This is a genomic window from Pseudoalteromonas atlantica (genome assembly GCA_007988745.1).
Lineage (GTDB): Bacteria > Pseudomonadota > Gammaproteobacteria > Enterobacterales > Alteromonadaceae > Pseudoalteromonas > Pseudoalteromonas atlantica.
The window spans coordinates 1-15,775 of the sequence record BJUT01000013.1; the positions used below are offsets into that span (position 1 = coordinate 1).

A 15,775-nucleotide genomic window follows, 5' to 3' on the forward strand; every position below is an offset into this window, starting at 1 on the left:
TTATCTAGAACTAAAACTATTCCAAATTTAGCGTTGGGATATCGCCAAGCGGTAAGGCACCAGGTTTTGATCCTGGCATTCCCAGGTTCAAATCCTGGTATCCCAGCCAATTTCTATATTATCCTGTACTCTTCCTCATTAGTATATTTGTGTATAAACTCATTAATGTTTACTGGCTTGCTAAAATAATACCCTTGCAAATAATCACAATCCATTAGCGTTAATGTTTGTTTAAGATCGTTATCTTCTATTCCCTCTGCCACCACTTTACAATTAAGTCGCGTCGCTAAAAACAATGTCGATTCAACAATCGCGTAATCTGCTATTTGAGTCAGCATGTCTTTTGTAAATGACTGATCTATTTTTATTTGGCTTATAGGTAATTCTCGCAGTAATACCAAAGAAGAAAAACCCGTACCAAAATCATCTACACTAAATTCAAACCCTCTGCTATTTAGTTTTTGCATCATAGTGCGGGCGGCTTCTAGGTTTGTCATCATGGCGCATTCGGTTATTTCAAAAATAATTGCGTCGCTTAACGTTGGGTCATGCTTTACTAGTTCTTCAACAAACTCATAAAATTCCGGGCTTTCTAAATCTTTAGTAGAAAGGTTTACATGCAACGAACCTATAAACCCAGCTGCTTTTAACACCTTTAAATGCTTTATTGTTTCTAGTAGCACCCATTTAGAAATATTTAATATCAACCCACTTTGCTCGGCAATGCCAATAAATACCTCAGGGCTAATAAAAGAGCCATCACTTTGCGGCCAGCGTATTAACGCCTCTGCTCCATGTACTTCATCGGCTCTGGCATCAAAAATAGGCTGTAAATAAAGCTCAAATTCGTGGTTTTTAATGGCGTGCTTAATACGTGAGGTCATATTTGAAAGCTCATTTGCTCGGGTGCTCAGCGCCTCAAAGTAATGTACATACAGTTGCTGTGTGTCTTTAGCCTCATGCAGTGCTAAGTCTGCTTGCTTTAATAGCTCATTAGCGTGCGACGAGTGATTCGCAAAGGTTGTTATTCCCACAGTCACGTGTACACGTAAGCTATGCTCGTAAATATGAAATGGGTGTTTGGTTGATTTTTTTATTGCTGCAATACATAAATTAATTGCCTCATTGGCTGAGTTATCAACAATAAGTGCAAATTCATCGCCGCCTAAACGGTACAGCTTGGCTATTCCCACAATATTATGGCTGAGAGTTTTTGAAAAAATGCTTAACAGCATATCCCCTACTTTATTGCCGTATGAGTCATTAATCGATTTAAAGCGGTTTAAATCTATAAGCATTAAATAAAACGAAGGCTCGTACTTAACTTGTTTGTTAAGCACCTGAAAAAACTTTTTTCGATTAGGGAGGCCAGTTAAGCTGTCGTTTTCGGCAAGGGTTCGTTGACGTTTTGCAAAGCGGTCTATTTTTAAAATACTTTTATAACTAAGCTGAATAACTAAATAAACAAAAGCGCCCCCGCCAAATAAAATTAGCGATACGCTCATAGCAATAAATCCGGCAATATCGTTATTTACAAAATAATAAAGTACATACCAATAACCCACTATAAAGCTAAAAATAAGCGCCAGTAGCAAAATCCACGAAACACGGTTAGTTTTTTTACAAATTTTTATTGTTGGCACAATGCTCAGCGTTAGTAGCAAAGCGCCAACAATGAGTATAAAAATAAAAAAATTATCCACAAACACACAACTTTTAATTGGTTAGTAGTTTGAGTATGGCAAAAAAACGCAATAACGGAATAAATTAATAGTGACAACTATGCAGTTGCCCAAGTGGCATAAGAAAGGGAGTGACTGGCTGTGCATTTATTAATTTAGCCAATCACTTAAGTAGATTTAATTAAGCTCCCCACTAATGGCGTATTTTAATACCCAGTTTTTTAAAGGACCGGTATTGTTAGCCATTTTTAAAAACTGGCTGCGTGCCCATTTTAGTGGCGTAATTTGATTAGAAAAACCAAAGTAACACGCATCCATCATGCTCATCATTAATAGGTTGGCTTTACGGCGGCTTCGCTCGTATTCTTTTAGTTTTAGCGGACAACCAATATCATCAGCGTCTTCAAGCACCTGTGCGAGTGCTACCACATCTTGAAAACCTAAATTAACGCCCTGCCCAGCCAGTGGGTTAATTGTGTGCGCCGCATCGCCCACTAACACCAAACGCCCATTAGAGTAATTATTTGCATGCTGACGAGTAAGCGGAAATACCGCATGGCTTTGCACATCAAAATCCCCTGCAAGAAGCGGAAACTTATTTAAAACATGCGCTTTAATTTGCTCAGCCGTTAACCCTTTAAAGTTTTGTAAGATATTGGCACTGTCGTACCAAATTAAATTAGCATATGGCGCCTGCATAGGTAAAAAGGCTAACGGGCCTGTAGGGGTAAATTGTTGCCACGTTTTTACTTGCTGCGGCGCATCTAGCTTTATTAGTACGCCCATGCAGTGCTGCTGATACTGCCACCCTGTTACACCAATATTTGCCCTGGCACGTAGCTGCGATTGCCCGCCGTCGGCAGCAATAACTAAATCAGCAGTGTAACGGGTATCACCATAAATGAGGGTGATTGACGTTATGTCTTGCTCAATAGCGCTTAAAGGTGCTGATTGTTCAATAACCTCAATATTATAATGTGCAAACTGCTGCCAAAGGCTTGCTTGTATTAAATTGTTTTCAATTAAATGACCTAAATGCGAAGTATTAATATCGGCGCAATCAAATAATAGGTTGTCGCCACCGCGCTCAAATGCTTCTAACTGCGTGTAAGGTGCTAATCGATTTTGCCTTAAAATAGGCATAGCCCCTAGCTCGTCCAGCAGGTTTTCTGAAAAACGGTTAATAGCCGATACCCGTATATCTACCTGATCACTTGCTAAAATGGCGTCGGCGTTAATCAGTTTTTTTTCTATTATTTGTACTGATTTTCCTTGCTGTGCAAGCTTTATGGCCATGGCCGCACCGACCATCCCTGCGCCTACAACAATCACTTTGTTTTGAGTCATGTTTTTCATCATTTGGTTAATACGTGAAACTGTTTTGATTGTACCGTAACTCGCCGCATTAGTGCGAGAGTATATAACTATCACGCTATTAAACTGCCTGTGTATTGATTTGAGATCACAAACATGAAAACTATACTTGGATCTGGGCGGGTATCCAGCTAAAATACGCGTCCTTTAAGTGAGCAACCTTGCTCCTTAATCCCGTTTTAAGCACATTTTTGTGCCACTACCGAATTGAACACGAGGCTATATTTCAATGAGCAAAAAGCTGCATATCAAAACTTGGGGTTGTCAGATGAACGAGTACGACTCTCAGAAGATGGCTGATCTTTTAGATGCAACCAACGGCTACCAGCTAACGGAAGAAGCAGCAGACGCCGACGTTATTTTACTTAACACCTGTTCAATTCGTGAAAAAGCGCAAGAAAAAGTATTTCACCAATTAGGTCGCTGGAAGTTATTAAAAGACGACAAGCCAGATTTAATTATTGGTGTAGGTGGTTGTGTTGCCTCACAAGAAGGTGACTCTATTCGCCAGCGCGCACCGTTTGTTGATGTTATTTTTGGCCCACAAACATTGCACCGTTTACCAGAAATGATTAAACAAGTGCAAGGCGACAAAGGCTCATCGGTGGTTGATATTTCGTTCCCAGAAATTGAAAAGTTTGACCGATTACCAGAGCCAAAAGCAGAAGGCCCGTCTGCATTTGTATCAATAATGGAAGGTTGTTCTAAGTACTGTACTTTTTGTGTTGTACCTTACACCCGTGGTGAAGAAGTTAGCCGCCCATTAGATGACGTATTATTAGAAGTTGCGCAACTTGCTGAGCAAGGCGTACGTGAAGTAAACCTGCTGGGTCAAAACGTAAACGCATACCGCGGTGAAACACACGATGGCGAAATTTGTTACTTCTCAGATTTAATCCGTTATGTAGCAGCGATTGATGGCATTGACCGTATTCGTTACACCACCTCGCACCCGGTAGAGTTTACGCCAGATATTATTGATGCGTACGCTGATGTACCAGAACTTGTTGATCACTTACACCTACCAGTGCAAAGTGGTTCAGACCGTATTCTTAATTTAATGAAACGCGGCCATACAGCGCTTGAGTACAAATCAACAATACGTAAGCTGCGTAAAATTCGCCCTAACTTAAGCATGTCGTCAGACTTCATTATTGGTTTCCCAGGTGAAAGCAAAACAGACTTTGAAGCCACGATGAACCTGATTAACGACATTGGCTTTGATATGAGCTTTAGCTTTATTTACAGTGCGCGTCCAGGTACGCCTGCCGCCGACTTACCTGATGACGTATCAGAGCAAGAGAAAAAAGAGCGCTTATACCTACTACAAAACCGTATTACACAAATGGCACAACAAATTAGCCGCCAAATGTTTGATACAGAGCAACGTATTTTAGTTGAGGGGCCTTCTAAAAAGAACCCAATGGAATTACGTGGCCGCACCGAAAACAACCGTGTAGTTAACTTTGTTGGCCCACACACAGTGATCGGCCAGTTTGTTGACGTACGTATTACCGAAGCGTTACCAAACTCTTTACGTGGCGATTTAATTCGTACAGAATCAGAAATGAACTTACGTCGTGATATTGCTCCTTCAGCTATTTTAACAAAAGCTGCAAGCGTTGAGCCAAAAATCGATACAACCAACGAAATTGGCGTAGCTACTTTCGTACCGTAGTTGTATAAATTCATTGCGCCAGTAACCCTTACTGGCGCACCCGAATAGGAAGTAATTTTGAGTAATCAGTTAAAAACATTAGAGATTTATTTAGAACCTGCCGACAACAAACGCCTTTCTTCTTTATGTGGCCCGTTTGACGAAAACATCAAACAAATTGAACGCCGCCTAGGTGTTGAAATAATCCACCGCGACAACTTTTTTAAAGTAACAGGTAAACTGCACTCAAGTGCCGCGGCCGTAGAAATTTTAAAAAACCTTTATGTTGATACTCAACCTGTTCGTGGCGAAATTGGTGAAATAGAGCCCGACAACGTACATTTAGCCATTACCGAATCAAAAGCCCTAGAACAAGAAGTGCCGCAAAGTGCGTACGGCAAAGACATGTTTATTAAAACCCGCCGTGGCGTAATTAAACCGCGTAACGACAACCAAGGTTTGTATGTTGCTAATATTTTGCATCACGACATTACCTTTGGGATTGGCCCTGCCGGTACAGGTAAAACCTACCTAGCAGTTGCAGCCGCAGTAGATGCTCTAGAGCGCCAAGAAATACGTCGTATATTACTTACCCGCCCAGCGGTAGAAGCCGGCGAAAAACTGGGTTTTTTACCAGGCGATTTAAGCCAAAAGGTAGACCCATACCTGCGCCCTCTTTACGATGCGCTATTTGAAATGCTTGGCTTTGAAAAAGTAGAAAAACTTATTGAAAAACACATTATTGAAATTGCCCCACTTGCTTACATGCGTGGCCGTACACTAAATGATGCGTTTATTATTTTAGATGAAAGCCAAAATACCACCGCCGAGCAAATGAAAATGTTTTTAACCCGTATAGGCTTTAACTCTAAAGCAGTAATAACGGGCGATATAACACAAGTTGATTTACCACGCGGTGCGCGCTCAGGCCTTCGTCATGCAATAGAAGTACTTAGCGATGTTGAAGAAATTAGCTTTAACTTTTTCCAATCGCACGACATTGTTCGCCACCCTGTTGTTGGCCGTATTGTCGAAGCCTACGAGCGCAATGACGAAAGCGAGCGACTAAAGCGGATAGAAAAACAAAAAGCCAAAGAGCAACTTGCCGCTCAACAGCCGCCTTCTACTAAAGAGTAATACCGTGAGCACCGAATTAGATTTACAAATAGCGTGTGAGTTTGACAACCTCCCAAGCGAAGAACAATTTGCACTGTGGGCCGATAAAGCCCTGAGCAAGTTTCGTGATGAGTCTGAGCTGAGCATCGTTATCAGCGATGAAGCCCAATCACAACAATTAAACAACGACTACCGTGGTAAAAATAAACCAACCAACGTGTTGTCATTCGAATTTGAAGCACCGCCAGGCATTGATTTGCCATTAGTAGGTGATTTAATAATTTGCCCAGCCATTGTACTGGCCGAAGCAATCGAGCAAGAAAAGTCATTTCATGACCACTTTGCCCATATGGTTATTCATGGATGCTTGCATTTACTTGGATTTGACCATATAAAGAGTGAAGACGCTTTTGAGATGGAAAGCATAGAAAAGCAATTACTTGCAGAGCTAAACATAGCTGACCCATACCGGGACGAAATTTAATTTAACGGAGCATTTAGACGCAATGAGCGACGATAACTCGCAATCTAGCCAGGGTTCTTCTGGCAAAACGTGGATGGGCCGCATAGCCCAAATGTTGCAAGGGGAACCCCAGAATAGAGAAGAGCTGGTTGAAGTAATTGCCGACGCGCAAGAGCGTGACGTAATCGACCCAGAAACCAAAGAAATGATCGAAGGTGTGCTTGGTGTATCCAAGCTTAAAGTGCGCGATATAATGATCCCGCGCTCACAAATGGTCACACTTGAGGTCGACAGCCCCCTTGAAGATTTGATCCCCATGATGGTCGACTCCACCCACTCGCGTTTTCCGGTGGTGTGTGAAGACAAAGACCACGTTGAAGGTATTTTGCTCGCAAAAGACTTGCTGCCGCTTATTTTAAATAAAGATGAGCACCTACCCTCACTGCGCGAATATTTACGCCCAGCCATGGTAGTGCCAGAAAGCAAGCGCGTAGACACCCTACTAAATGAATTTCGTCAGCAACGCTACCACATGGCTATTGTCATTGACGAATACGGCGGTGTATCGGGCCTTGTCACCATTGAAGATATTCTTGAAATAATTGTCGGCGAAATCGAAGATGAACACGACGAAGAAGAAGATCAACAAGATATTCGCCAACTTGCTAAGCATGTATACGTAGTACAAGCGCTCACCCCTGTAGATGACTTTAACGAGTACTTTAAAACAGGTTACAGCACCGATGAAGCCGATACCATTGGCGGCACGGTACTACACGCATTTGGCCATATGCCAAGTCGCGGCGAAACAATTGAAATAGACGACTATCAGTTTAAAGTAACTAATTCTGATAACCGTCGTATTTTACAACTGCAAGTCACCGTTCCTAAGGTTGATGAAAACGACAGTGAAGAAACTACTAACTAAACTCACCCTGTTAGTAAAAGATAAAAAAGCATGGCTCGCACTGGTTGCGGGCCTTATTTTAACTTTTGGCTACGCCCCTTACCAAATTTGGCCCATCGCATTTTTTAGCATTGCCGCCATTATTTTTTGTATTAACCCAAACAACACAGGTAAAACGCACGCAAAAAGCGCTGCTAAATATGGCTTTATATTTGGCTTAGGTTGGTTTGGCGCGGGTATTAGCTGGGTGCATGTATCTATTGCCACCTTTGGCGGCATGCCGCTTATAGCATCGCTCTCGTTAATGGCTTTACTGTGCTCATATTTAGCCCTGTTTCCGGCGCTGGCGTTTTGGGCTGCAACTCGCTTTGCAAGTGGCCCTAAAAGCATGGGGGCACTTCTAATTGCCACCATAGCCATTAGTGAATACTTACGTGGACACTTACTGACCGGCTTTCCGTGGCTAAGTTTTGGCTATACACAAACAGATGGCCCGCTTAGGCTGCTTGCCCCTTATATTGGCGAATTTGGCTTAACGCTTACCTGTATTGCCATTGGTTTTGCCCTTTACAGGCTCACCCAAAAAGATTTTAAAACCCCATTAATAAGCGCAGCCGCTTTAGCGTTACTTGTTATTGGCGCATTAAATACCGGTAATAATCACTACTCAGGTAAAGAAATGTCGACCTTATTGGTACAAGGTAATATTAAACAACACCTGCGCTTTGAACCCAGTGAGTTTTGGACCACCATGAGCAAGTACCAAGACCTAACACGCCCACATTGGGATGCCGACCTAGTGGTATGGCCCGAAGCCGCAGTGCCCGAAATAGAAGCCCTTGCCGACACGTACTTAGCCAATTTAGACAGCGCGGCCTCGTTTAATAAAACCGCATTAGTCACCGGTATTGTTGACTACCAGCTCGACACCAAAACCATTTACAACACCCTTATTGTGGTAGGTAATAAAGAGCACAACGACGAGCACGGCCATTATCGCTACCTAGACAAAAACCGCTACCGTAAGCACCAGTTGTTACCTATCGGCGAATTTGTACCATTTCAGGATATACTGCGCCCTATAGCGCCATTGTTTGATTTACCTATGTCATCGTTTACGCGTGGCGATAGAGTGCAAAACAACTTACGCGCCAATGGATTTAATCTGCTACCTGCGATTTGCTACGAAATAGTATTTGCCGATTTAGTGCGCGGTAATTACCAAAGCAACTCTGACTTGCTGTTTACCGTAAGTAACGATGCCTGGTTTGGCGATTCCATTGGGCCATTGCAACACATGCAAATAGCCCGTATGCGCGCATTAGAGTTACAACGCCCACTGGTACGCGTTACCAACAATGGCGTAAGCGCCGTATACGACCCAATAAGCCACACACAACAAACCATGCCACAGTTTGAAGCTGCGACTATGAAAGCCGATATAAAACTTATACAAGGCGACAGCGTGTACAGCCAATACGGCAATGTGTTTGTATGGGGATTTGTGTTGTTGCTGGGAGTTGGTGGATTTGGGGTTAGGTTTAGAAAGTGAATGGAAGTTGATAGCTGTGTAAAAACAGCTATTAAAAAGAAAGGTGTTTTTTGTTGGGTTTCGCTTCGCTCCACCCAACCTACAATAATTACTTTTTGATCCAACCTATGCTTAAAATATAGCGAGTACCTTGCTCTATTTTTAATACTTGATGCCGCTCAATATCGGGTCTGAAAAGTTTAATTCGACTGTAATTTATAATCGGGTTTTCACACATAAACTCACCACCCCTAGCGGCATGCTTCAATACAACATTAAGCCTAAAGTGCCTGCCAGTTTTAACTTCATCGGTATGCGGCTTTATTTCACTGCCCTGCGGGAATTTAATTAAGTATGCATCCAATTTAAAAGGGAAAAGCATGTAGCACAATAACATTTTATCGTAACCCGACTTTTGTCGCCCACGTTGCCAACTAAATAATTTATTTGCCATACACTACACTTTCACTTGTTCTGAAAATCCCTTAGAAAGAATATCAAAACCACTTAAATTTCAGTTTGGCAGAGTGTACTCTGCTCGCCTGCGGTCTTAGTAGATTACAGTGAATATCAATATAGCTACTCTTATTTGGTTCTATAAATGTGTCATCGCTTTTACCTAAACAATTACCAACAAACTTGCCGTTCTTATCAAATGTAGAAGCAATAACTCCACCAGCATATATACTTTCGTTGGTTATATTTTTTAGCTCTGCAGTTATTCTTACGCGCCCATTTTCTTTAAAAATATCAGAAAGGGTAAGTTTGTAATCATTACTTAAATCAGACGTGCTATCTAATGTTTTATTAGAAACCTGCTCTTTAAATCCACTCTCCACCTCAGCAGCTATTGTGAGCGCGTATACACTGATGCCACCTAGAGTTGCTATTACAAACCCTGCTCCCCAAAAAAAACCCTTTATAACCTCATTAAAACTATTACTCATTTAATTCCCTTTTAATTTTCCCACTGAATTTAGTAAATAATATACCCAAAGCAACTCTTTTTTCTTACCAAGTTTATAAGTTAAGGTTTACCTTTTTAATAAGCTTTTTAACCCATAATACCAACTAAGCGCAGCGACTGTGCCATGAGTTTCATCTTTAAAGTAACGTTGATTAATAATTAAATTATTGCTTGGGTGCGCTTTTAACTTATTAGCAAACGCTACACCCCATTGATAATTTGCTTTACCAATTTCGCCAAACGCTTCGTCATTATTTGCAAAGGTAAAATATACATTGCCATTAAGCGGCTTATTTATAAGTTGTTTCTCATCAAAATAATGGTTTAGGTAGTTATTATCCCACAGGTAGGTTGCATCAATTATTAAGTAATCTGTAAATAGCGCATGGTTGCTAAGTAATACATAACTGGCAAACAAGCCACCGAAGGACTCACCTATTAATACGCGTTTAGTTGATGTTCGGTAATTTTTATTAATGAGAGGAATAAGTTCTTTTTCAAAAAAGGCACTGTAATTTGCGGCGTTGCCAATATTTTCAAACTTTTCAAGAAGCTCACCGTTAAATGTCCAATCAACATTGGTTGGGGTAAAATCCCGCTCTCTTATCGCATTTTGACTATTAGGAATGGCTACTATAATTGCTTGTTGTATTTGCTGCTCAAGCCGCTGAGTACTAAGTGCCTCGACTAGCCCAGCGACAGCTTTTAGATGTGTTTGGTCACCATCGAGCAAATAAATAACTGGGTATGACTGATTGGGGTTTTCATTGTAGCTTGGCGGTAAATAAACGCTAAAACTGCGTTGTTCATTTAAAATAACAGACTTAAGCTGATAGGTTTTGGCTAAAGTAATAGGCTCTGAGGCATTTACATTTATTGTAAAAAATAAAGATAAAAATATTATTGATAAGACTTTCATACATATCCTTGTATTAAATTAATAGCAAACCAAGAAGAAACACCCTTCTTTCAACAATCAAAACACCGCTTTTATTGATAAGCTATTCCTTAGCTCTTGAGGCTAACTTTTTATATATTGCATCTTTATCGCGTTTACCAATTGCGAGTACATACACCACAACTTCGTCATCAATAACTTCGTAAGCAAGGCGGTACCCTGCCGTACGCAATTTTATTTTATAAACATTATCAAAGCCGCGTAATTTAGAGGCTGGGACATGCGGATTATCTAAGCGCTCAGCAAGTTTCTTTTTAAACTGGCTTTTAAGTGGTGGCGCAAGTTTTTCCCACTCTTTTAAGGCTGCTGGTAAAAACTTTAACTTATAAGTCATCTATACTAACTTCAACCGCTTGAGATAAATCGCCTCTGCGGCTCTCAACAACTTTAGTTAGTTCATAATCATCCAATTGTTCCATAAGTTGCTCATACATTTGTGCAGGCACCAAGTAAGCTGCAGGCTTATTATGATTTAATATGGCTATTGCAGCGCCATCAGCTTCATTTAAAAGCGCGGTTGGGTTTTTTTTAAGTTCTGAAATACTTGCCGAACAATCAGCTAAAACCTGTCTCATATAACACCTATAAAGAACTAAATTAAGACCTTATTTTAGCCCTTTTTTTATCTAAAGCTATATATTTTATAATTGCTTATTTTCTAAGTAGTTTTTAAATTCTCTTCTACCGTTTGAGCATTTACAACTTGATTCACACTGCCTTGGATAACCACTGTCGCTGATATTTTATCTTGAATAGCTTGCCTGTTTGGGTCCCAGTACACTTGTAAGAAGCCTAATAAACCTGTTGCAAAACCGGCGCCGTATCCACCGTATCTGCCAAAACAATCAAGCATACCTAGTGGCTCGCCATTTAGTGAGACCACCCGAATATTACATACTTTTTTACCTGGGGTTTGTCCGCGCCATAATAACGAGAACAACGTAAAGTATACCGCTGCCCAACCAAAACCAAGGCCTAGGTCTTGAATAATGCCTTTACCCCACTGCAAAATGCTGGTGACAGGTTTGGTTTGCTCGCTTTTAGTTTCAGGTTTTTCAGTGATATTGCTTTTATGAGTTACTTCGCCCGAAATGCTTTCAAGCTCTGTCTCATTATTTTTAAAATCATCTGCCGCAACGGGCTCATCATCAGATATGGCCATTAAGTGCAATAATGTGCGCGTAACTTCAATCCCTCCTACGTTTTGCATTTCAGCAAGCGCTGGTAATTGGTCAACTAAATTAGCTCGAGCAACGCTTTGGCAAGCATCATCGCAGTTTTTATCGTCGTCTGTTTGCGTTAAATAGGTGCGTATTATTGCTTTATCATGCTCGCTTAGCTCATCGTTTTGATGTGTTTTTTCTAGTTGAGGTGTTTGAATAGCGGTATCGCCTTCAAAAAAATCAATTGCTAACGAGAGTACGGTTAATGAACTTACAAATAAAAAGCTCGCGGCAAAAAGCTTTAAGGCTCTGCGCCAAAACGACGACATTTTTGGAAGATATTGCTGCGCAGTGCCTTTATAAAAAGCCATGGCAGCCACAAAGGCAATTAAAGTGGCGCTTAGCTTAGCGGCCATAAATATTAGAGTGACATCAATAGTCATCGCCATTGCACGTTTAATTGGGCTCGCTAATGGAATACCTAATAACGCTTGGTCAATTTTAAAGGCATACGGGGTGATCACGTCTTTGGTTTCAGAGTCTGATAACGCGAGTTGCTCTATCTCTTTGGTTTTCATTTTTATTTTTATGTTTTTAAAATGGGTAAGCTATTTAACTTACGCGCTTTTTATTTTTATATCAATCCGCTTAATTAAGTGATCTATTTTGCGAATTGGTATTAGCTCAAGTTAAAGCTATTGATTTACTAGCATAAATAAAGGGCTGTATACATGCAGCCCTTAAAATACTTTATTTATAATAATTAAGCGGTTGGGTAATCGGTATAGCCTTGCTCTGCGCCACCAAATAAGGTATCGGGGTTGTGGCTATTTAGCGGTTTACCTTGCTTTAAACGTGCCGGTAAATCTGGGTTAGACACAAACGGGCGACCAAAGCCAATCATGTCGGCCCAGCCTTGTGCTAGGGCTTCATCGGCACGTTCTTTAGTGTACTTACCTGCATAAATTAATACGCCGCTGTACGCTTTACGAATAGCCTGTTTAAACTCAACACTCATTAAAGGGGCATCATCCCAGTCGGCTTCAGCAATGTGCATGTAGCCCACGCCAGCGTCGTTTAGTGCTTGAGCAACGGCTAAATATGTTTGCTCTGGGTTATCATCAACCGTGCCGTTAAGCGTGGTAAGGGGTGCAAGCCTTACACCTACTTTTTGACTACCAATTTCATCGCTTACTGCATTTACAACCTCTGTTAAAAAACGCAAACGATTTTGCACACTACCGCCATATTCATCAGTACGGGCATTTGATTGCGAGTCTAAAAATTGGTTAATTAAATACCCGTTAGCAGCGTGTAGCTCTATGCCATCAAAGCCCGCGTCTAGTGCATTTTTAGCCGCTTGGCGAAATTCGCCTAGTACATTTTCAATATCTTGCTTGCTCATTTCACGCGGTAACTGAGTCTCAACAAAGCCAGGCTCGCCGTTAGTATCTACAAATACTTTTACGTCTTTTGCAGCAATGGCCGATGCCGATATAGGCTGCACACCGCCTGTGTTATCGCTGTGAGTTACGCGCCCTACATGCCAAAGCTGCGCAAACATAACGCCACCAGCTTCATGCACTTTGTTGGTTACCGTGCGCCAACCTGCTACTTGCTCGTTTGTGTAAATACCTGGTGTCCAGGCATAGCCTTTACCCAGCTCACTTATTTGTGTGCCTTCGCTTACTATTAACCCAGCACTTGCTCGCTGCGCATAATAAGTGGCCATTAAATCATTGGCAATGTCGCCAGGCTGCGTTGAGCGCGAGCGAGTCATTGGTGGCATAACAATACGGTTTTTTAAAGTTTTACCTGCAAGTTCTATGGGTGAGAAAAGTAACGTCATAATGCCTCCTAAGTTTGATGGCGCTCATAATAGCTCAGCTATATAAATTCAAAAATAGCAAAAAACACAAAATAGCTTTGTTGTATTTGCAAAAGTGTCTACTTATTCTTCTGCTGAGCATTACATACAAACCATTTAAAAAGTCATGCTAATGCTAGAAAATTTAATTGATACAATATAACATACCAATAAATGCCTATTAGTAAGTAAAATTAAATGATAAATAAACTGCCCGTCACAGTGTTATCAGGCTTTTTAGGCGCTGGTAAAACAACCGTACTTAGCCATATTCTTAATAACCGACAAGGAAAAATAGTGGCTGTTATTGTCAACGATATGAGCGACATAAACATAGATGCAGCCACAATTAAAAACGATGTGTCGCTCAATCACAGCAACGAAAAACTCGTCGAAATGAGCAACGGCTGTATTTGCTGCACCCTACGAGAAGATTTACTTGTTGAGGTGGGTAAACTTGCCAAAGATGGCCGTTTTGATTATCTCGTCATTGAATCAACAGGTATTTCAGAGCCTCTACCGGTTGCCGAAACATTTACCTTCGCCGACGAAAGCGGTATTTCTCTTGGTGATGTTGCCACCCTCGATACCATGGTAACCGTGGTTGATGCGGTTAACTTTTTAACCGACTACGAACAAGCAAACGATTTACAAGATACTGGCGAATCGTTAGGAGAAGACGACGAGCGAAGCGTGGCTGACCTACTTGTTGATCAAGTTGAATTTGCCGACGTTATTTTAATTAGCAAAACTGATTTAGCCACCAATGAACAGCTCAATAAGCTTATTGCCATTTTAAATACGCTTAATACTCAAGCTAAATTGATTCCTATATCAAACGGCAATATTAATATTAACGAAGTGCTCAATACGGGCTTATTTAATTTTGCACGCGCCCAACAAGCGCCGGGTTGGCTTAAAGAAATGCGTGGTGAACACATCCCCGAGACCGAAGAGTATGGTATTAGCAGCTTTAATTATACAGCGCGCCGCCCATTTAACCCTGAGAAGTTTTATCACTTTTTGCACAACACCGAGCAATTTGGCAAGCTCATTCGCTCTAAAGGGTATTTTTGGCTCGCAACGCGCCCTTTATTTTGCGCGCAGTGGAGCCAAGCCGGCGGTATAGCTCATTACGGGTTTGCTGGCATGTTTTATAAAGCAATTCCTAAAAAAGACTGGCCCACAGAGCCCGAGCTACTTGCTGATATAAACAGTAAATGGGTAGAGCCCTTTGGTGATATGCGTCAAGAACTTGTATTTATTGGTCAGTCGTTAAATAAACACGCCATGATTGAGGCGCTTGATGATTGCCTACTACCAGAAGAAGCCGTGCTTAAAGGTAAAGATTTTTGGAAAACCTATAACGACCCGTTTCCTATTTGGGAGGAAGTGTAATGAATGCCCTAGCTCCAATAACGGCGCAAATAAAACCCACTGAACAACTCCACCGAAGAGCAGCTAAAGACAGTAACGCCAATGTATTACCACACATTTATGACCAAAACACTAACATCGTTATTTGGCAAAGAGACCTTGAACAAGCATTAACAAATGCCGTTAATACACTCATTAGCACTAATGCCATAAAACCACTTGAGCTTGCGGTATCACCCGATGATGCGTTTGATAAGTTAGTTACTGCACTTAAACCAGATGATAATAACCGCGATGAAACTGATGCGCTGTGTAAAGACATAGCATTATTAGTTGAAATGTTTTGCTGCCTATTTGATTTAAAACGCGCCGGTTTAAGGCTAAAAATATTAGATAAACCTATGTGCCCGCGTTTTCATGTAGACAAAATTCCGTGCCGATTAGTGACAACTTACCAAGGCGTTGCAACGCAGTGGTTAAATCACAGCGATGTAGACCGCTCAAAGCTTGGAACTGGTAATTTGGGTAAGCCCGATGAAGAGTCTGGCTTATTTAAAAGCCTAAATAATATTAATCAGCTAAATCAAGGGGATGTTGCCCTGCTTAAAGGTGAGTACTGGGATGAAAACGAAGGCGCAGGGCTTGTACATCGCTCGCCACCGGTGGCTGCAAACGAGCAACGCTTGTTGCTCACCCTTGATTTTATTTAAAGT

Annotated in this window: 16 protein-coding genes and 1 tRNA gene; 8 read left to right on the forward strand and 9 right to left on the reverse strand. The window is 41.3% G+C overall.

What is annotated here, in order from left to right:
• Nucleotides 1–34 precede the first annotated feature (34 nt).
• Nucleotides 35–109, forward strand: a tRNA-Gln gene (locus PAT01_RS07830).
• A 4-nt stretch (nt 110–113) separates the two neighbouring features.
• On the opposite strand, the gene PAT01_RS07835 is transcribed toward PAT01_RS07830, so the two are convergent.
• Complete coding sequence (locus PAT01_RS07835; RefSeq protein WP_154945291.1) at nt 114–1,703, reverse strand: putative bifunctional diguanylate cyclase/phosphodiesterase; 1,590 nt, start codon at nt 1,701–1,703, stop codon at nt 114–116.
• Between the two features lie 156 nt (nt 1,704–1,859).
• On the reverse strand, nt 1,860–3,041 hold the full coding sequence (locus PAT01_RS07840) for an FAD-dependent monooxygenase (protein ID WP_186807277.1): 1,182 nt from the start codon (nt 3,039–3,041) through the stop codon (nt 1,860–1,862).
• A gap of 244 nt (nt 3,042–3,285) precedes the next feature.
• On the opposite strand from PAT01_RS07840, the gene miaB reads away from it, so the two are divergent.
• Genes miaB through lnt form a run of 5 tightly spaced genes read left to right on the forward strand, consistent with a single transcriptional unit; the run spans nt 3,286 to nt 8,751 of the window.
• Nucleotides 3,286–4,734, forward strand: a complete 1,449-nt coding sequence (gene miaB, locus PAT01_RS07845) for a tRNA (N6-isopentenyl adenosine(37)-C2)-methylthiotransferase MiaB (protein ID WP_029774570.1) — start codon at nt 3,286–3,288, stop codon at nt 4,732–4,734.
• A gap of 57 nt (nt 4,735–4,791) precedes the next feature.
• The gene (locus PAT01_RS07850) at nt 4,792–5,850 is read left to right on the forward strand and encodes a PhoH family protein (protein WP_154945293.1); all 1,059 of its coding nucleotides are present in this window, start codon (nt 4,792–4,794) and stop codon (nt 5,848–5,850) included.
• A 4-nt stretch (nt 5,851–5,854) separates the two neighbouring features.
• Nucleotides 5,855–6,313: an rRNA maturation RNase YbeY gene (gene ybeY / locus PAT01_RS07855; RefSeq protein WP_024033864.1), complete on the forward strand. Its 459-nt coding sequence runs from the start codon at nt 5,855–5,857 to the stop codon at nt 6,311–6,313.
• A 22-nt stretch (nt 6,314–6,335) separates the two neighbouring features.
• Complete coding sequence (gene corC, locus PAT01_RS07860) at nt 6,336–7,220, forward strand: CNNM family magnesium/cobalt transport protein CorC (RefSeq protein ID WP_004589463.1); 885 nt, start codon at nt 6,336–6,338, stop codon at nt 7,218–7,220.
• Nucleotides 7,201–8,751, forward strand: a complete 1,551-nt coding sequence (gene lnt, locus PAT01_RS07865; RefSeq protein WP_186807276.1) for an apolipoprotein N-acyltransferase — start codon at nt 7,201–7,203, stop codon at nt 8,749–8,751. Before corC ends, lnt begins: the two co-directional genes overlap by 20 nt.
• Before the next feature lie 88 nt (nt 8,752–8,839).
• Here the strand turns inward: lnt and PAT01_RS07870 are convergent, their stop codons facing one another.
• The 7 genes from PAT01_RS07870 to PAT01_RS07900 all read right to left on the reverse strand — a co-directional run bounded on the left by PAT01_RS07870 (nt 8,840) and on the right by PAT01_RS07900 (nt 13,667).
• Entirely contained in the window at nt 8,840–9,184 is a 345-nt protein-coding gene (locus PAT01_RS07870) for a 2OG-Fe(II) oxygenase (RefSeq protein WP_126007659.1), read from the reverse strand.
• Between the two features lie 43 nt (nt 9,185–9,227).
• Nucleotides 9,228–9,677 (reverse strand): ATPase, encoded by a 450-nt coding sequence (locus tag PAT01_RS07875; protein WP_154945295.1) that lies wholly within the window; start codon nt 9,675–9,677, stop codon nt 9,228–9,230.
• 87 nt (nt 9,678–9,764) lie between these two features.
• Nucleotides 9,765–10,616 (reverse strand): alpha/beta hydrolase, encoded by an 852-nt coding sequence (locus tag PAT01_RS07880; protein ID WP_154945296.1) that lies wholly within the window; start codon nt 10,614–10,616, stop codon nt 9,765–9,767.
• 82 nt (nt 10,617–10,698) lie between these two features.
• Nucleotides 10,699–10,989, reverse strand: coding sequence for a type II toxin-antitoxin system RelE family toxin (locus PAT01_RS07885; RefSeq protein ID WP_064386099.1), 291 nt, complete (start codon nt 10,987–10,989; stop codon nt 10,699–10,701).
• The gene (locus tag PAT01_RS07890) at nt 10,979–11,230 is read right to left on the reverse strand and encodes a type II toxin-antitoxin system Phd/YefM family antitoxin (protein WP_004586953.1); all 252 of its coding nucleotides are present in this window, start codon (nt 11,228–11,230) and stop codon (nt 10,979–10,981) included. The genes PAT01_RS07885 and PAT01_RS07890 overlap by 11 nt, the downstream gene beginning before the upstream one ends.
• Nucleotides 11,231–11,313: 83 nt before the next feature.
• The gene (locus PAT01_RS07895) at nt 11,314–12,396 is read right to left on the reverse strand and encodes an RDD family protein (RefSeq protein ID WP_154945297.1); all 1,083 of its coding nucleotides are present in this window, start codon (nt 12,394–12,396) and stop codon (nt 11,314–11,316) included.
• Nucleotides 12,397–12,581: 185 nt separating this feature from the next.
• Nucleotides 12,582–13,667, reverse strand: a complete 1,086-nt coding sequence (locus PAT01_RS07900) for an alkene reductase (RefSeq protein WP_154945298.1) — start codon at nt 13,665–13,667, stop codon at nt 12,582–12,584.
• A gap of 216 nt (nt 13,668–13,883) precedes the next feature.
• Here PAT01_RS07900 and zigA point away from each other — a divergent pair, with 216 nt between their 5' ends.
• On the forward strand, nt 13,884–15,083 hold the full coding sequence (gene zigA, locus PAT01_RS07905) for a zinc metallochaperone GTPase ZigA (protein ID WP_154945299.1): 1,200 nt from the start codon (nt 13,884–13,886) through the stop codon (nt 15,081–15,083).
• Nucleotides 15,083–15,772 carry a DUF1826 domain-containing protein gene (locus tag PAT01_RS07910; protein WP_154945300.1) on the forward strand — a complete coding sequence of 230 codons (690 nt, stop codon included), beginning with the start codon at nt 15,083–15,085 and terminating at the stop codon, nt 15,770–15,772. Before zigA ends, PAT01_RS07910 begins: the two co-directional genes overlap by 1 nt.
• The last annotated feature ends 3 nt before the right edge of the window (nt 15,773–15,775 follow it).